Origin of the sequence: Pseudoalteromonas sp. FUC4, assembly GCF_008370255.1 — a bacterium.
Classification (GTDB): Bacteria; Pseudomonadota; Gammaproteobacteria; order Enterobacterales; family Alteromonadaceae; genus Pseudoalteromonas.
Window position 1 is genome coordinate 355260 of record NZ_SEUI01000001.1, and the last position, 18400, is coordinate 373659.

Consider the following 18400-nt stretch of genomic DNA (forward strand, 5'->3'; position numbering starts at 1 on the left):
ACGCGGTTTCTTTTAAAAATCATAAATGTTGATTAAACAACACCGCGCGGTAAGCGACAGTCATGATCTTTACGAGCTAAAATTACAATCCAAAGTTCTTCCGCTGTGTAACCTTCTTCATTTTCGGTAACAACAGTGAATGGCGCTTTTTTCTGTGCTTTAACAGGAGCAGCTGCTTTTGGTTTTTTCGTTTTAGTTGTTTTACCAGAGTTTAATTTTTTAGTAAGCTCTGCTACGTCAGCTAGGCGTAAATTTTTACCGCCATCAATGCTGTACCAACCAGGTTTGGTTGTGATTTCAGGTTTTTTACCATTGGCAGTTTCGTACGCTGCTTCAAAGGCAGATAACACTTCTGTTTTGTCTAGTTTGCTCATCAGAGACCCTATACGTTGTGAACACAGATAAAGAAGCCGTATTTATACCTATTTTAAAACAGTTTTTCAATTTTTTGCGATTTTCCTTCCATTTTAGACCTATAAACGCCAAAATTTGCACAAAATTCAGTGCTAAGTAAGGTAAGTTATATGCAACGTAGAGAATTTAACCAACTCCTAAATGACATTTTAAAACCTCAATTAATTAAAGATTTTTGCCCAAATGGCTTACAAGTTGAAGGTAAAAACGAAATTAAAAAAATTGTGACGGGTGTAACCGCAAGTCAAGCATTAATAGATGCTGCCATTGAGCAACAAGCAGATGCTATTTTAGTTCACCATGGATTTTTTTGGAAAGGGGAATCCCAACCAATAACAGGAATGAAAAAGCGTCGTATAGGTGCGTTATTAGCACACGATATTAATTTATTTGGCTATCACTTACCACTCGATATTCATCCAGCAGTTGGCAATAACGCGCAACTAGCAAAGTTATTGGATATTGAAATTGAAACAGGGCTAGAGCCAACTTCAAATAGCGTAGCAATGAAAGGGCGTTTAAAAACACCATTAAGTGGTGAAGATTTTGCAGATAAAATTGCAAAAGTGCTAAATCGAACCCCACTCACAAGTTTAGTACGTTCAGCTAAAATTGAAACCATTGCACTGTGTACTGGTGGTGGGCAAGGGTATATTGATTTAGCTGCAGAGCAAGGTATTGATGCTTATTTAACGGGTGAGGCATCGGAGCAAACAATTCATAGTTCTCGTGAGCAAAACATTGATTTTTTTGCAGCAGGGCATCATGCAACAGAGCGCTATGGCGTAAAAGCACTAGGTGAGTTACTTGCTCAAGAGCATGGTTTTGATGTGACATTTATAGATATAGATAACCCAGTTTAACTAGGCTATCTATTAGTTAGCCTGAACCCTACTTGAGATAGATTTATTATCTAGAGTTCAGGTTAGTTAGACGAAATGAGTTACAGTGCCTCTGGATCTATCCAGCGGCGCAAACTTATCCATATATTTCCTACTACTTCGTGACTGTATTGCGTAACTACAAGTAAGGCATGAGCATTTGGAATAAACTGCTTGCTCCACGGCAGTGCTGCAAAATTATGATAATCTGTGGCTGCGGTTATGACTTCAATACCTTGAGCATTAAATAAGTCTTTGGCACGGGGCATGTGCAGTACAGATGTTACTAGTGCAACTTTAAAGTCGACTAATTTTGATGCCAGTAATTTAGCTTCTTCACCTGTATCCATTGCTTTTGGATTTTGGAAAATACGGCTCTTATTAACGCCTAAACTAATTGCCGTTTGATACATAAGTCCGCTATTAGTTGTATTTTTATAACCCCCGCCTGAAACTATAAGCTCTGCATTAGGGTAGTGTTTCGCCAGTTTTACACCTTCTACTAAGCGCGTTAGCGCACAATTACCTAATTGATTATTTGAACTTAAAGCCGAATTTGGGTTTATATCGCAACCTAGTACAACTATTTTGTCTATTTTTGGATGCTTTAAAGTATTAAATGCAAGCGACGCAGGTTCATTATTTTGGATAATTAAATTGGCGATAAAGGGTGTGCTCAATGCAAGCAACACAATTAAGCTTAAAGTAGATAATAAGAGAGCTGATTTTCGGCCTTTAAACACCAGTATGAGCATCAGACACGCAAATAAACCAAATAGAGGCAGTGGCATAAGTAAGCCACCAATCATTTTTTTAATAACAAACATAAGAGTTAAACGCTGTAGAGTTAATTACAGCGATATTACTTATTATATTGATGATTATCGACCGTTATTTAGCTTACACGTATTTAAAAAATGACGATATACAGGGTTATCTTTCATGTCTTTTTTCATCGCTAAATACATAGGGCGAGTAAGACCAAGAGCGCCTAAAGGAATTGATTTAATTAAGCCTTGGCTTTCATAAGGTGTAACTAGCCAATCGGGCAAAGCAGCAACGCCCATTCCAGCACTCACTAGTTGAAAAATAAGTAGCCCTTGGTCAACCGTTTTTAACGTACCGTCAAAACGAGCATTTTGAATGAAATGCTTAAATATATCTTGGCGTTCACGCGGGATAGGGTATGAAATAATAGTTTCATTTTTTAAATCAAGCGCTGTTACATACGCTTTTTTAGCAAGTTCATGATCCGGCGCCACAATAAGCTTCAATTTAAAATCAAATAGGTGCGCGTATTCTAATGTGTCGGGTTCGCGTATGTCAGACGTTAAAACTAAATCGAGTTCATCGCTTAGTAAGTCAGGAATAGCGTCGTAACTAAAGCCACGTTCATAATCAATTTTTATATCAGGCCAAAAGTTATTAAATTCTTTAATAGTAGGTAATAACCAATGAAAACATGCATGGCATTCCACGCTCAAACGTAGTTGAGAAATAGGCTGGTTTAAACTTTCTTTTAAACGACATTTAGTCGCTTCCATTTTTGGTAATATTTCGTGAGCTAATTCAAGTAATAGCATTCCCTGAGGGGTAAAGCGGACTGGTTGAGTTTTACGCTCAAATAATTGGCAATCCAATTTATTCTCTAAATCTTTGATTTGATGAGATAAAGCAGACTGCGTTAAAAATAATTCTCGTGCTGTATTAACCAAAGATCCTGTTTCTTTTAGGGTTGCTATGGTTTTTAAGTGTTTAATACCAATCATCTTTAAAAATTCTCATGGGAAAAGTGAGTTCAGCTCAGATTAATTACATACTACGCCTATATAAAAAACGTTTCAACGTCTAGATGGCTAAAGTTATGCGCTTTATTGCAGTTTATCGCTATGAATCGTGAAAATATTAGAGTTAATAATGATAAAAGTCATTTGAAAACTGGTTTGATGAGTTTTAGATGAGTTTGCTTCATGTTGTATTTTAAATATAACGATTGCTGTGTGTTTTAGCTCAGCGTGAGTTTTATATCAATCTTCTTAATTAAGTGATCTATTTTGAGGGTGGAAAAACGTGATAATAGCTAGGCAAAAAATTCGCTATTTATTTGTTCTCGGTAATTGTTCATGCATTGCTCTACCTTCTGCATCCATACAGTCGTAAATGAGAACTTTTTAACGCCGGTAGCAACACATTTAGCCCTGCAAAATGATTAAGTATTATTGCTGATTAGTATTAACCATGCTGATAACGGTATGAGGTGAGGTTTGTTGAATGCATAATTTAGATTGTGGTTTAAAAGCTAGAGTCGTTTTGCCTTTTAGTTTAGCCCAATGGGTGAGTATATGCGTAGTATCTAAGCCAGCGACCCACTCGCTGGCTCTTTTTATAAGGGTTTATTAATTAGTAATATGGCTTCTTTGGCAGTAACAGGTTTTGATTTTAAGAAGCCTTGGCCATAGTCGCACGCGGTGGATTGTAAAATGGTTAATTGATCAACTGTTTCTATTCCTTCAGCAACAACTTCAAGCTTTAATGATTGTGCAAGTGATAAAATGGCTTCAACAAGTGGGTTAGTGGAATCTTGTAGATGGTCAATAAAGCTTTTATCTATTTTTAAAATATGAATAGGCAGTTGATGTAAGTAGCCTAGTGCCGAATAACCTGTTCCAAAATCATCAAGACATAATTTTACTTTTAAAGGTGAGAGACCTTCAATTATTTGAGTGGCGAGTTCTAGATTTTCTATTAAGCCAGATTCGGTAATTTCTAAGCATAAAGAGCCTAGAGGTAATTGGTATTTATTATAAATGGAATGTATTTGCGCTACAAAATCGAGGCTTGCAAAGTGTCGTGACGATACATTAACGGTGACTTTTAAAAAACGGTGCCCTTGTTTATGCCAATTTGAAATATGCTGGGCTGCTAAATCAAGTAAATGTAAATCAAGATTTATAATTTGCCCTGTAGTTTCAGCGATCGGTATAAAGTCATTAGGGGATACAAACCCTTTTGTAGGGTGATGCCAACGAACAAGTGCTTCAAAGCCTACAACTTCACTGGTAGTAATTGTGAAAATTGGCTGAAAATAAAGTTCAAACTCGTTGTGTTCAATACCGTGTTGTAAGTCGTTTTCGATATCGGCATGGGTTTTAAGTTTTTTACGCATCATGTTATTAAAAAACTTAACCTGGCCACGTCCGGTCGACTTAGCTTCGTACATAGCAGCATCAGCTTGTTGTAATAATATATAGGCTTTATCGTCAATATTATCGCTGTAAGCTATGCCAATACTTGTTGAAGCTTGTAATAAATGACCATCTACATTTAAGGGTTTAGAAAGTGCCATTTGTATGCGTTTCAATGCTTCACTGACCTGATTTTTATGGGTGATATTTTCCATGAATATAGCAAATTCGTCACCCCCTAAACGTGCAAAAGTATCGGTATTACGGACGGTGTTTTTAATGAGTTCACAAATTTTAATTAAAAAGTGGTCACCTACCTCGTGGCCTAAAGCGTCATTTATACTTTTAAATCGATCAAAATCTAAATATAAAAGTGCATGGCTTGTGCTTTTTTTAGCACGGGATAAACGTAAGATAGCGTGTTGTATCCGCTCAATAAGTAAAGAGCGGTTAGCAAGGCCTGTTAGTTCATCATGAAGTGCTTTATGCTCTAGCTCTTGACGGGCTAATTGCCTGTCTATTGCCATGCTTATTTGGCGGCTAACATAGGTTAATAGAGCGCTATCGTGTTCGTTATATTGCAAATTTTTATCGTAGCTTTGAACAACAATTACACCACTTATTCTTTCATTTGTTTTAAATGGAACGCCAAGCCAGGATTGAGATAACCTACCAACAAGTTTAAAGTCGCCAGCATTAATGTGTTGCTGATATTGTGATTGGTTAAGTAATAAAACACGATCTGATTTTAATAAATAGTAAGAAGCCGTATCTTTTAGCTGCTCTTTTGAGATTTTTTTATGGGCATGACTTTGAATCCCTTCTTCAACTATATAAACCAGATCAAGAATATCAACTTGTTTATCGTACAAAGCGATAAAGAAGTTATCAGCAGGGAGTAAGCTGTTTATGATGTTATGGAGTGCTTCAAAAAAAGTGTCTAAATCACTGGCTTTGTAGGTGAGGTTAGCTATTTGTAATAGGCTATTTTCTAACTTTTGAGCATTGTTAAGCTGCTCAACTGTTTGCTGTAAGTTATTTACCGTATTTACTTGGTTTATTTTTGCACTAAGTAAATGAGCAACCGTTGTTAATATTTCAAGGTGAGCATTAGTAAAGTAATTTTTGACTGGATGCTCACAATCGATAACACCTAAAACTTGTTCCTTATATATAAGAGGAACACAGAGTTCTGATTGAGCAGGGCGATTATCTGCAATATAGCGACTGTCTTTAGTTACATCATCAATAATGACTGCTTTACTTGTACTTGCAACTGCACCCGTAATGCCCTCACTAAAGCGAATTATTTTACGCCCAGCTTGGTATTTATCCCGTGCATGAGCAATACCCATAGAGGCGACTTGATTTAATGTATTAGTGTCTCGATCTGCAAGGTAAATAACGCAATCAACAAATCCTAAGCGGTTGACTACATGTGTTGTAACGTACTCAAATAGCTCATCGAGTGTGTCGAGTTGTAATAAGCTAGATGAAAACTGATTTATAATACTCAGTTGATCTGTTTTTATTTCAAGTGCTTTAGTAGCATCAGTTTTGTAAGACATAGGCAATTTATATTATTCTTTTTATTTTTAAATACAGGTTTAAGTTAACCTAATCTCGTATTCTTGTACAAAATAAAGCGATGAGTGGTTTTAATTTTTAATTAAAAGTTATGATTAAGTAGCTTTAAGCGATTGTAAATTATTGCAATAAGGCAATACAGCTAAGTTAACTCATTGCGCTTTAATTACACATCTAGGTAGTGTCATCAATATAAAATATTATTTTTTAATAAAATCTTTACTCGAAAACATCATATGCCTATGATCGAATAAATTCAGCCGTGGAACAAAGTAATGACTAGCATACCTTCAAACTCAGCAACAACATTAACAATAACTCGCCCTGATGATTGGCACGTACATTTACGTGATGGCGATCAATTAAAAGATACTGTACGTGATATTAGTCGTTATATGGGTAGAGCAATAATTATGCCTAATTTAGTGCCGCCTGCAACTTGTACAGATATGGCATTAGCATACAGAGAAAGAATCATGGCTGCTAAACCACAAGGTAGTTTTGAGCCTTTAATGGTGCTATATCTTACAGAACAAACAACGGCGGACGAAATAAAAAAAGCAAAAGCAACGGGCAAAATAGTTGCAGCAAAACTATATCCAGCTGGCGCTACAACAAACTCCGATTCAGGGGTTACGTCAGTAAAAAATATTTATCCTGTTTTAAAAGCAATGCAAGAAGTTGGCATGCTGTTACTAGTACATGGAGAAGTAACCGATTCATCTATTGATATTTTTGACCGTGAAAAAGTTTTTTTAGAGACTGTTCTAGGTGATGTAGTAAATGACTTTCCTGAGCTTAAAATTGTACTCGAGCATATTACGACTAAAGATGCTGTAGAGTTTGTAGTTAATGCACCTAGCAATGTAGCGGCAACAATTACAGCGCATCATTTGCTTTACAACCGCAATCATATGTTAGCGGGTGGAATTCGCCCACATTATTACTGTTTGCCAATCCTCAAGCGTAACATTCACCAGCAAGCATTAATGGCTGCAGCAATAAGTGGAAATAAAAAATTCTTCTTAGGGACTGACTCTGCACCACATTATAAAGATAAAAAAGAAGCAGCTTGTGGGTGTGCTGGTGCATACACGGCTCATGCCGCTATTGAATTATATGCTGAAGCATTTGAGGATGCAGGAGCTTTGGATATGCTTGAAGGGTTTGCAAGCCACTTTGGCCCTGACTTTTATGAGTTGCCGCGTAATACCGATACAGTTACATTAGAAAGAAAACCATGGGAAGTACCTGCAAGCTACACTTTAGGCGATTCTGAGGTTGTACCTATAAAAGCTGAAGATACTATTGATTGGTTTGTTAAATAGTTAATAATTTATATTCAAACTAAAAGCCGCATAAATTTTTAATGCGGCTTTTTTGTTTGTGTTATTGGTATTATAGGAGTGTAATTTGGGTAATGTGGCGGTTGTAGGGGGSTTTTTCATACGCTTATAGCAATATATATTACAATAATACTTTATAGTTTCTGCTTGTAAATTAGTCAGTTAAAGGCGATCTAAAACAAATTTATATTTTTAAGAAATAATTTATAATTAATAGAGCGAAAAAAAATATAATGTGTTAATCTAACCTTGCTTTGAGTTTTTATGTATTGAATTTACGGATATTGTGCTGCGTTTAAGGTTACCGGTTAGGTTATTACTTGTTCCTGTACTGTACCTCCATATTTTTGAGCATTGACTCAGGGAGGATATTGCCATAATAATATGGCTGAATTTTAATTATTGACTTACAGGAAAATTTAGTATGTCGGTTACTGGTAAAGTAAAGTTTTTCAACGAAGCTAAAGGCTTTGGTTTCATTGAACAAGAAAATGGTCCTGACGTGTTTGTACATTTCAGCGCAATCACTGGTTCTGGTTTTCGCACTCTTAGCGAAGGTCAAGCAGTGACATTCAGCATCAAACAAGGTCAAAAAGGCCCTGAAGCTGAGAACGTAGAAGCAGCATAATTTATTATGTGAACTCTAGTTCATCTTGGTGAAGCAGTTTTCTGTTTCACCATAATTCCTCTTTCAACATATCCTTTCTTCATCACCCAGAAATACCTTAATTTTAAATTCAAAACTATCTCCCCATATCTACGTAAATTTCTTATTTTAACGTGATCTTCCAAAGTATTTATTCCTTGAATAATTCAATAACTTCGCCACCCTCTAACGCTGTTAAATCATTTTCTATAGTTTATTAAACTAGTATCAAATTATACCAATCTGCTTATATATGGGGTCTATTAAACGTTAAGAAAATTACGCTAGAACTAGGCAAAAATTTTTGTATCTAGTTGTTCTAAATAAAAATTTTTAACGACGTTATAGTGCAATTTAATTCGTTAAATTGATCAAAAATTTATGCAGGTTGGTATAAGTCTATTGCGGGTTGATATTATATATGAGATCAATTTAAGCAGATTGGTACAACTAGAAATGAGGGATTGCTTTTATAGGCTTCTACTGTGTTAGATGATTAGAACTAAGGCTCATTCTCGGTATATTTTTGTACAGTAGAGCGACTTTTTTGAATAGTCTAATTTAGATAAATTTAAGAGAGTTAAAAACTAATTTAAAGCGCTAAATAAAGCTAGCCTCATTATCGAGAGTGATTGGCTGGTTTGGGCTTGCTTAAGTGAACTCATTATTAAGATTATTATTACTATTTATGGGAAATACATTTCAAAAAAATCTTTGTGAATGAACCCATAAAGTGAGTGTTTGCAGTATTTAAGGTAATCTAGTGTTGTTTTTTTGTGCGGCAAACGGTTTGTTTTCTCAGATGAAGTGTTAGCGAAGAGATAAAATGTGTCGAAATCGTCTAAAAAATAACTTTTGTTATATCTATCTGTATTTTTTTTCGTTTTTTTTCAGTGCGAATTCAGGCTTAGCTAAATGTTGCAATAATGTTGTTTTATGTCAGTGTAATGCGAATAAATACACCCATTAAAAGGCTTTAATAGAAATATTAAGAGAAAGCTTGGTTGCAATAATGTTAACGTTTGTGCGCTGGTACTTTTGTTTAAGCACCAACTTAGCTATTTATTTACTGCGATTAGTAAACATCAAGTTGACAGCGCTAATTGCATTTAGCATTATTGGAAGGTTGATATCTATTAAAAGATATCAGGGTTGTTCTCCTCGGAGGATAATTAAATTATAAAAGTAACATTACTTAATTGGTTGGGAACTATGTCTGTTAAAATCAGAAAGAGTCTTGTAGCAACTGCGTTGGTTGGCGCATTTGCATTTGCAAGCAGCAATGTGATTGCAGATCCTTTGAATGACGTGCAAAAAGCAGGTCAACAAATTCAAAAGGCTGCGGTTAAGTCTCAAACTAAAATTGACAATGTATATGGTCAAACTCAGGAGCTAATCGCTGAGTACCGTAGCGTTGTTGATGAGACTGAACTTATGAAAGTGTATAACGATCACGTGTCGCGCTTGGTTGATAGCCAAAACGCTTCAATTGAATCGTTTGATCGTCAAATCGCGACTATTGATAACACTAAACAAAACGTTGTGCCTTTGATGTATCGCATGATCGATACGCTTGAGCAATTCATCAAAGCGGACGTTCCATTTAATCTAGAAACGCGTTTAGGACGTGTTGAAAGACTACGTGAAATCATGGTTTCTGCGTCTGTAACGACGTCTGAAAAATTCCGTCAAGTACTTGAAGCTTACACTATTGAAACAGCATACAGCTCTCTTGTATCTGCTTCACAAGGTACATTAGAAGTTGATGGCAAGAGCATTAACGTTGATATCGGTCAGTTAGGTCGTATCACTTACGTTGCTCAGTCTTTTGACTTGAAACATGCTTGGGTGTGGGATAACAACACTAAACAGTGGAAAGAATTAGGTGAAGAATACCTAAAACCTGTTAAAGAAGTTATTCGTATGGCGCGTAAGCAAGCGACATTAGAACTTGTTAAACTACCTATCTTTGGCGCGGAGTAATCAATAATGAAGAAACTATTTAAAGGTTTTGCTGTTGCCGCAGTACTAACTGTTTCTGCAGGTACCGCGTTAAATGCACATGCAAATACTGGAGCTCTTGATAAAATTCTTGAGCAAGTAAAGCAAGAGCGTATCTCTGAAGGTAAAATCGATAAGAAACGTGAACAAGAGTTCTTATCAGAACGTGCTGACAAACAAGCATTACTTAATAAAGCTAAAAGCCAACTTGCTTCTGAGAAGTCTCGTGGTGAACGCTTAACTAAGCAATATGCTCAAAATGAAAATACGTTAGCAGAAAAGGAAGCAGCTCTTCAAAGTGCCCAAGGTACTTTAGGTGAGATGTTTGGTGTTGTACGTCGTGCAGCCCAAGACGCTATTGGTTCTATCGAAGCATCACTAGTTAGTGCTGAGAAACCAGGCCGTGCTGAAATCTTACGTTCATTAGCTGCGGCTAAAGAACTTCCAACTGTTCGTGAACTTGAAGAACTTTGGATTTCACTTCAAACAGAAATGACTGAATCAGCTAAAGTTTCAACTTTTGAAACTGAAGTTGCTGGTCTTGACGGCAACCCGTCAATGAAGAAAGTAACGCGTATCGGTAACTTTAACTTAGTTACAGACGATGGTTACTTAATTTATTCACCAGAAACTAAGTCTATTCAGCCTCTAGGTAAGCAACCAGACGGTTATATCTTAGACGGTATCACGGCTCTTGAAAATACATCACCAGATAACTACGCTGGTGTTTATATCGATCCGACTCGTGGCGCTATCTTACGTATCAACACTCAAAAAGCGACACTTATGGAATACTTCCATCAAGGTGGCGTAGTTGGTTATATCATTACAGCTTTACTAGCTTTAGGTATGCTAATTACTCTAATTCGTTTTGTTGACCTTACACTTACTACAGGTAAGATTAAGAGCCAACTTAAAAATGTTGCTACACCGAATACAAATAACCCACTGGGTCGTATTCTTAAAGTGTACCATGACAACAAGAACCAAGATGTTGAAAACCTTGAGCTTAAACTTGATGAAGCGATTCTACGTGAAACGCCACGCATCGAAGCTGGTATCAATATAATTAAGATTCTTGCTGCAATCGCACCGTTACTAGGTCTACTAGGTACAGTAATCGGTATGATCTTAACGTTCCAAACAATCACATTGTTCGGTACGGGTGATCCGAAGATCATGGCAGGTAACATCTCTCTAGCACTTGTAACTACAGCGCTAGGTCTAATTGCTGCATTACCACTAATTCTACTTCATGCTCTAGTAGCTGGTCGTAGTAAGTCGGTATTACACATCCTTGATGAGCAAAGCGCGGGTATCGTTGCTACTCACGCGGAGAAGGAGAAAGCCTAATGCTAGTCCTGATGGAGATATGGGAATCTATCAGGGATTTTGTTGGCACAGGCGGCCAGGTTTTATACGTGGTCGCGATAGCACTCTTTCTGATGTGGGTTTTAATGATTGAGCGCTATTGGTTTCTACTTGCAGAGTTTCCTCGCACAGCGAAAGAAATTGTAGCAAAGTGGGATGCCCGCCAAGACACTACGTCTTGGTACGCACACAGAATCCGTGAAGCATGGATTTCTGAAGCGTCTGAAAAATTAGATCAGCGTATGTTGTTGATTAAGACATTGGTAGCTGTTTGTCCTTTAATAGGTTTACTCGGTACTGTTACTGGTATGATCTCGGTTTTTGAAACCATGGCCAACCAGGGTACGGGTAACGCACGTTTAATGGCATCAGGTATTTCAATGGCAACAATCCCAACAATGGCTGGAATGGTTGCGGCACTATCTGGAGTATTTTTTAGCTCACGTCTTGAGACAAAAGCTAAAATGGTGAAAGCCAAACTTATTGATAGTATGCCTCATCACTAGAGAGAGAATTAAATATGGCACGTAAACAACGTTTTCGTGAAGAAGAAGAAGCAGCGGTTGATATGACGCCAATGCTTGACATCGTATTTATCATGCTTATTTTCTTTATCGTAACTACATCGTTCGTTAAAGAGGCTGGTATCGAGGTCAATAAACCTAAAGCGGCTCAAGCTACTAAGCAAAAAAATGCTAACATTTTTATTGCTATTCGTAGTAACGGCGAGATCTGGATTGATAAACAGCAGGTTGATGTTGAACGTATTTCAGCAAAAATCGAAAGTTTATTAGCAGAACAACCTACTGAAGTTGTAATTTTGCAGGCTGACAAAGAAGCAAAACATGGCGTAGTGGTTAAAGTTATGGACCAGATTAAAGCGACGGGTGATAACCTGAGAATTTCAATAGCTGGAGATCAGTAATGATTCGTTTTCTGTTTTCACTGATTGCAGGTGGGGCAGTTACTTTCGGCTTGTTCTACTTCATGGCATTCCTCATCTCTGGTGGGGCTGACCGTAATACGGAACAAAAAGAGCAGATCATAGTCGAAATAATGACGAATCCGCCTGAATCTAAGGTGCAGGAGAGGAAGCGTGTACCGCCTCCTCCTCCGCCACCGCCAAAGCAGCCGCCTAAACCGCAGCCGCCACAGCCGGAAAATAATAATCCAAATCCTGGTGCTATGTCATTTAACATGGGTAGCATTGATGTTGGTAGTTCAGCTGGTGGACTAAGTGGTCCTGGTGCATTTGGACGAGATGGTGATGCGACACCTATCGTTCGTATAGAACCAAAATATCCAACGCAAGCAGCACGTGATGGCAAAGAAGGTTGGGTACAACTTTCGTTCACAATTGATGAGTTAGGTGGAGTAACTGACGTTGAAGTAATTGACGCAGATCCAAAACGTATCTTTGACCGTGAAGCTAAGCGTGCACTGCGTAAGTGGAAGTACCGTCCTAAGATCATTGACGGAAAACCACAAAAACAACCAGGTTTACAAGTTCAATTAGACTTTAAACTTAACCAAGGCAACTAAGGAGGCGAGTAATGAGAAATTTTTCTAAAGTAACTGCTCTTGCAATTCTTATGTCTGTGACTGGTGCTACTTTAAGTGCATCTGTTTTAGCGGCGCCAGATTACGCAAAGATTGAAGAGCGTAAGAAAGCAAAAACTAAAATCATGGGCGAGCGTACTGGTAAAAAAGTAATTAAAGCATTTGATTTGTACAACGAAGAAAAAGTTGATGAAGCAATTGTTTTGCTTAGAGAGATTGAACCTTCGAACGACTTTGATAAAGCGACCGTAAATCGTTACTTAGGTAGCATGTACGCTCAAAAAGAAAAGTATGACGAAGCAATTAAATATTCTAAACAAGCAGTTGCCCCTGATGTTTTAAACTTTGCTGATCAAGAACAAACTCTAAAACTGTTAGGTGATTTATACGCCGGTACTGAAAAGTACAAAGAAGCCAAAAAAGCGTATCTAGCTTGGATGGACTTCACTGGCCAAGAAGATCCTACGGTTTATACACGTATTGCTCAAGCTAACTATCAGTTAGAGCAATATCGTGATGTTTTTGAACCAGCAGATAAGGCAATAAAACTTCAAAAAGAACCTAATAAAGGTCCTTACCAATTAAAACTGGGTGCATACTTTGAACTTAAAGATTATGCAAACATGGTTAAAATTGGCGAAGAAATTGTTCGTGTATGGCCTGATGATAAAAAAGCTTGGGTTAGCTTAGGTAAGTATTACCTACAAACCGAGGATTATTCTAAAGGCCTGGCAACGATGGAAGTTGCTTACAAGAATGGTTACTTTGAAAATGAAGTTGAGTATAAAGTCTTATCTAACTTTTACTCTTTAAACGAGATCCCTTTTAGAGCAGCGGTAACGCTAGAAAAGGCCGTTAAAGCAGAAAAAGTAAAACGTACAAAGCAGAATGTTAGCGCGATTGCTAGTAACTACCATCGCTCTAAAGATTTAGAAAAAGCTGCTAAATACTACGAAGAAGCGGCTAAATTTGATGACGACGCTGAACTTTACCGTAAAGCTGGTTCGTTACTTTTACAATCTGAGAAATTTAGTGCCGCTGTTGTTCGTTTGAACAAAGCATTAGAGCTTGGCTCTGATAAAAAGGGTACTATTTACTCAGATTTAGCTGAAGCGTATTACTATCAAGGTAAGTATAAGCAAGCATATGCTGCAATTACTAAAGCTATGGATGACCCTCGCACACGCAAGTTTGCAAAAGGTTGGTCTACATATATTAAAGATAAAGCCGCTCGCAACGGTGTTAAAATTTAATTTTAATTAGCTAATGCAACTTATAAAAAGCCCCTCTGGGGCTTTTTTTATTGGAACTACTATGTATAAAAAGCTCTCTTTTTCATTATTACTATGTCTTTTTTTAGGGGCATGCTCAAAGCAGCCTCAACCTTATGAGTCATTTGAAGAGGCACAAGTTGCTTTAAAAACTTTAAACATGGCACTTGTACAAGATGATGTTAAAAAAACCGATAAAATCACTAAAGAACAATTGGTTTTCTCAAATGCATATTTGGCAGAGCGTCATACTATTTATCAGAATCTAATGGGCATGGAGCTTAATCTAAATCAAATTGCGCAAGTAAACTATTTGGTAATTGCAGAGCGTTTCCCTGAACGCTACTTTAATTGGCCGGCCCAAGTAAATGTTTTAAAAAACATGCTCGCTTTTGAAGGCTCAAAAAACACACCGGATAATGTTATTACTTGGCTCAAGTTAACCCAAGATACCCTAGACAGTGCTCAACAAAGCAATTTAAAGCTGAACAAGGTTGAACTTACATTGTTACAAAGCTATATATTAAGTGCGATAGCAAATAACGATGTTCAATCAGCGCTTAAAAGCCATATAAGAGCTTTTAGCGATTATTTAGCTAGTTATAAGCCAAGAGGAAGTGTGGGTCTAAGAGGGCTGCCAAATGGCACTCAGTGGTATCAGAGCAAACTTAACTACTTTAGTGGCGAAGTACATTCACCGTTAGAGTGGGTTACTATTTTAAACGAAAAAATAAAAGTACTAGATCGTGTTGCATTCGACAGTAAGCTACCAACTTCTCACCAAAAATCGTTTTTAGTTCAGTATTTATCTGATGAAAAATTAATTGAAGGGCTTGATTGGCAGGCTAATTATCAAGATTTACCTGCAATGGCTAGCAATATGAGAATGTCTGATAAAGATAAAACATTGATGCTTGCGATAATGGAATCAGATATAGGTATTCACTACCATGCGTGGACTTTGCCTCAAGCAAAGGTGAACCTTATAAAGCGCTTAAAAATAAGCTCAGAAGAGGCCCAGTATTTGGTCGAAGATATAATTCTCTACCCAGGCCAATCATTTAGCTTTATACAACTCATTATATAATGAGTTGAAAGTGCGCTTATTGTGCGCACTTTGTACAACGTTGAGTTGCAGGGTCTAGTTCCAGTGACTTAGCTGATATTTTTTCTTCACAATCACAGCAGTAGCCATACTGGCCAATTTCTATTTGGCTTAGTGCGGCTTCTAGTTTAGTCATACGACTAATCAAAAGTGCATACTCAGGGCCTAACTTCTCTGCTGCACAGTCTAACCATTCATTATTTGCTGTATCTGCTAAAACTTGTATTAAATGGTGATGTGCAGGGTAGGCTGATTCAGAAAGCATGGTTAATATATTTAATTTAACTTGTGCTATTTCATCGTTAAGTCTTCTTTGATGATACATTATCAGTACAACCTTATTAAATGTGCTTTACGTTATACTGATATTATCTAGAGTCTTTAAGTTAGTCGTTATGATTTGAATCAAGTTGCGGTGCTTTGGCATATTTATTTAATACGCTCGCCACATCTTCTTTACTTTTTAACCGTCTGATTTCATCAAACAAATTGATAGCTTGCGGGTATTGGCGTTTTAAGTAACCAAGCCATTGTTTAGTACGTGAAGCAAAATACTTTTCATCCTTCGCGGGGTCTTGATGAATAGCTGAGTGAATTAAGTGATAAATAATATGCTCCCACTCAAGACCATCATATTGCTCATTATTTACATGAGCTTTGATTTTTTTTGCTAAATCAGGGTGCGAAAGGGCACCACGACCAAGCATTAAATCAGTGCACCCACTTCGTTTTTGACAAAGCATTGCGTCCTCTACTTGCCAAATTTCACCATTGGCAACAACGGCAATATTTTTACCTTTTATTATTGGTGGAATTTTTTCCCAATAAGCTGGCGGGTTATAACCATCACGTTTGGTTCTGGCGTGAATAGCTACACTATTTGCACCTGCGCTTACCACAGCATCAACAATTTCTTGACTGTTACCGTCATCATCAAAGCCTAAGCGAATTTTTGCACTTACTTCATGTTCATCATCTACAGCATCCCGGACTGCTTTGATAATCGTATACATATGGTCAGGGTCTTTAAGCAGTACTGCCCCCCCTCGGCTACGATTAACGGTTTTTGCTGGGCAACCAAAATTTAGATCGACCCCATGAGACCCTAAGGCTATTGCTCTTATTGCATTTTCGGCTAACGGATTTGCTTCTTGACCGAGTAATTGAACACGCACAGGAGTACCTGCTCGTGTAAATCCATTATTATGTAGTTCAGGGCAAAATCGATGAAAAACTTTGTCAGGTAAGCATGTTTCAACCACTCTTACAAACTCTGTAACGCACAAATTGAACCCACCAATGTCTGTGAGTAATTGGCGCATTTTAAAATCAACGACACCTTCCATAGGTGCTAAAACAAGTTTCATAAGGAGATAAATTTTGATAAAAAACTGGAGGCATAGTTTACCTGTAAATCACACATTGATAAATCTGTAATTACCGACCATATTTAATGTAGAAATTGCAAAAGTAAATATTATGAAAATAAATGAAAGTTTTTATTTTTGTACGGGTCTACTTAAGCATACAAGCAATTTAAAAATACATTTTTATTGCTGAGATTTACAATCCTTGATTAAAGAGAGTCATAAAATGAACACAGTTAAAAAAAATACAATCGCGTTAACTTTAGGTGCAGTAGTAGTTGGCTCTGCAAGTTTTGTATCTGCAGATGTACAAGCTAACCCATTTGAGTTTCAACAACTAGTAACAGGTTACCAATTAGATGCTGCAGAAGGTAAGTGCGGTGAAGGTAAATGTGGCGGTGACGCAAAAGGTAAAAAAGAAGGTAAATGCGGCGAAGGCAAATGTGGCGGCGACGCAAAAGATAAAAAAGAAGGTAAATGCGGCGAAGGCAAATGTGGCGGCGATGCAAAAGGTAAAAAAGAAGGTAAATGCGGCGAAGGTAAATGTGGTGGCGACGCAAAAGGTAAAAAAGAAGGTAAATGCGGCGAAGGTAAATGTGGCGGCGATGCAAAAGACGCAAAAGCTAAAACAGAAGGCAAATGTGGTGAAGGTAAATGTGGTGGCGACGCTAAAAAAACTAAAAAAGAAGGTAAGTGCGGCGAAGGTAAATGCGGTGGCCGTTAATATCTTATTCTAAATAAGTTATGCTAAAAGGGCCCTAAGGCCCTTTTTTGTTAAGTTAGAGGTAGTTATGATACAAACTCAAAGTAAAGATTTTGGGATGGTGGGCCTTGGCCTACGACGAGAAATGCTTGATGAGCTGCTTGAGCATGTACCTAATCAAGTAGATTTTTTAGAAGTTGCGCCAGAGAACTGGTTAAAATTAGGTGGACGCTTTAAAAAACAATTTAAAACATTAACCGATGCTAATAATTTTGTGTGTCATGGATTATCACTGTCTATCGGTTCTCCAGAACCTCTTGATGTTGAATTTATTAAGTCTTTAAAAGTGTTTTTTGAAGAGCACAATATAAAAATTTTTAGTGAGCACTTAAGTTACTGCTCAGGTACAGGGCATATGTATGACTTAATGCCCATTCCGTTTACGCAAGATGCCATAGCACATGTTGCCCCTCGTATTAAACAAGTTCAAGACATACTAGAGCAGCAAATTGCGATAGAGAATGTTTCCTATTATGGCGCTCCTGGACAGCAATTATCCGAGCTTGAATTTACGAATACTATTTTAGAGCAAGCTGACTGCAAACTTTTACTTGATGTGAATAACATTTATGTTAATTCGATAAATCATGGCTACAACGCGCAAGCATTTTTAACTGGGTTACCTTCTAATCGTATAGCCTATGGGCATGTTGCTGGCCATTATAATGAGGCTGATGACTTAATTGTTGATACACATGGCGCTGATGTTATTAACCCTGTTTGGGAGCTACTCGATAAAGCATACGAAGTGCATGGCGTATTTCCAACCTTGCTTGAGCGCGATTTTAATATTCCTACCATGAATGTTTTAACCAAAGAGTTAGATATAATTCATGGGTTGCAAGCTAAACATTTTGATTCAACTGTTTCAAAACAACGAGCTTAATATAAGCCTTTATCAAC

At 37.3% G+C, this 18400-nt stretch carries 18 protein-coding genes; 12 read left to right on the forward strand and 6 right to left on the reverse strand.

The window, feature by feature from the left end:
- Positions 1-32 precede the first annotated feature (32 nt).
- Entirely contained in the window at positions 33-374 is a 342-nt protein-coding gene (locus tag EU510_RS01625; RefSeq protein ID WP_002961684.1) for a hypothetical protein, read from the reverse strand.
- 150 nt (positions 375-524) lie between these two features.
- Between EU510_RS01625 and EU510_RS01630 the strand changes: the two genes are divergently transcribed.
- The gene (locus EU510_RS01630) at positions 525-1277 is read left to right on the forward strand and encodes a Nif3-like dinuclear metal center hexameric protein (RefSeq protein ID WP_024598325.1); all 753 of its coding nucleotides are present in this window, start codon (positions 525-527) and stop codon (positions 1275-1277) included.
- 80 nt (positions 1278-1357) lie between these two features.
- Here EU510_RS01630 and EU510_RS01635 read toward each other — a convergent pair whose 3' ends face one another.
- From EU510_RS01635 to EU510_RS01645, 3 genes are all read right to left on the reverse strand, one after another.
- Positions 1358-2122: a YdcF family protein gene (locus EU510_RS01635; protein WP_149591975.1), complete on the reverse strand. Its 765-nt coding sequence runs from the start codon at positions 2120-2122 to the stop codon at positions 1358-1360.
- A gap of 54 nt (positions 2123-2176) precedes the next feature.
- The gene (locus tag EU510_RS01640; protein ID WP_002961689.1) at positions 2177-3064 is read right to left on the reverse strand and encodes a LysR family transcriptional regulator; all 888 of its coding nucleotides are present in this window, start codon (positions 3062-3064) and stop codon (positions 2177-2179) included.
- Positions 3065-3678: 614 nt separating this feature from the next.
- Entirely contained in the window at positions 3679-6048 is a 2370-nt protein-coding gene (locus EU510_RS01645; protein WP_149591976.1) for an EAL domain-containing protein, read from the reverse strand.
- A gap of 294 nt (positions 6049-6342) precedes the next feature.
- Between EU510_RS01645 and pyrC the strand changes: the two genes are divergently transcribed.
- The 9 genes from pyrC (at position 6343) to EU510_RS01690 (ending at position 15349) form a co-directional block, all read left to right on the forward strand.
- On the forward strand, positions 6343-7395 hold the full coding sequence (gene pyrC / locus EU510_RS01650; RefSeq protein WP_149591977.1) for a dihydroorotase: 1053 nt from the start codon (positions 6343-6345) through the stop codon (positions 7393-7395).
- Positions 7396-7837: 442 nt separating this feature from the next.
- A complete protein-coding gene (locus tag EU510_RS01655) occupies positions 7838-8041 on the forward strand; it encodes a cold-shock protein (RefSeq protein ID WP_002961702.1) in 204 nt (67 codons plus the stop codon).
- Between the two features lie 1230 nt (positions 8042-9271).
- Positions 9272-10042, forward strand: a complete 771-nt coding sequence (locus EU510_RS01660; protein WP_024590812.1) for a DUF3450 domain-containing protein — start codon at positions 9272-9274, stop codon at positions 10040-10042.
- A 6-nt stretch (positions 10043-10048) separates the two neighbouring features.
- Positions 10049-11413, forward strand: coding sequence for a MotA/TolQ/ExbB proton channel family protein (locus EU510_RS01665; protein WP_149591978.1), 1365 nt, complete (start codon positions 10049-10051; stop codon positions 11411-11413).
- Positions 11413-11937, forward strand: coding sequence for a MotA/TolQ/ExbB proton channel family protein (locus tag EU510_RS01670; protein ID WP_002961709.1), 525 nt, complete (start codon positions 11413-11415; stop codon positions 11935-11937). The genes EU510_RS01665 and EU510_RS01670 overlap by 1 nt, the downstream gene beginning before the upstream one ends.
- Before the next feature lie 14 nt (positions 11938-11951).
- Entirely contained in the window at positions 11952-12356 is a 405-nt protein-coding gene (locus EU510_RS01675; RefSeq protein ID WP_002961710.1) for an ExbD/TolR family protein, read from the forward strand.
- Positions 12356-12973, forward strand: a complete 618-nt coding sequence (locus EU510_RS01680) for an energy transducer TonB (protein ID WP_007583869.1) — start codon at positions 12356-12358, stop codon at positions 12971-12973. The genes EU510_RS01675 and EU510_RS01680 overlap by 1 nt, the downstream gene beginning before the upstream one ends.
- Before the next feature lie 11 nt (positions 12974-12984).
- Positions 12985-14244 (forward strand): tetratricopeptide repeat protein, encoded by a 1260-nt coding sequence (locus tag EU510_RS01685; RefSeq protein ID WP_149591979.1) that lies wholly within the window; start codon positions 12985-12987, stop codon positions 14242-14244.
- 61 nt (positions 14245-14305) lie between these two features.
- A complete protein-coding gene (locus EU510_RS01690; RefSeq protein WP_149591980.1) occupies positions 14306-15349 on the forward strand; it encodes a hypothetical protein in 1044 nt (347 codons plus the stop codon).
- A gap of 16 nt (positions 15350-15365) precedes the next feature.
- On the opposite strand, the gene EU510_RS01695 is transcribed toward EU510_RS01690, so the two are convergent.
- Positions 15366-15692 carry a TraR/DksA family transcriptional regulator gene (locus tag EU510_RS01695; RefSeq protein WP_149591981.1) on the reverse strand — a complete coding sequence of 109 codons (327 nt, stop codon included), beginning with the start codon at positions 15690-15692 and terminating at the stop codon, positions 15366-15368.
- Positions 15693-15753: 61 nt separating this feature from the next.
- Positions 15754-16734 carry a tRNA-dihydrouridine synthase gene (locus tag EU510_RS01700; protein WP_149591982.1) on the reverse strand — a complete coding sequence of 327 codons (981 nt, stop codon included), beginning with the start codon at positions 16732-16734 and terminating at the stop codon, positions 15754-15756.
- Positions 16735-16960: 226 nt separating this feature from the next.
- Between EU510_RS01700 and EU510_RS01705 the strand changes: the two genes are divergently transcribed.
- A complete protein-coding gene (locus tag EU510_RS01705) occupies positions 16961-17458 on the forward strand; it encodes a hypothetical protein (RefSeq protein ID WP_149591983.1) in 498 nt (165 codons plus the stop codon).
- 67 nt (positions 17459-17525) lie between these two features.
- A complete protein-coding gene (locus EU510_RS01710) occupies positions 17526-18383 on the forward strand; it encodes a DUF692 domain-containing protein (protein ID WP_149591984.1) in 858 nt (285 codons plus the stop codon).
- Positions 18384-18400 lie beyond the last annotated feature (17 nt).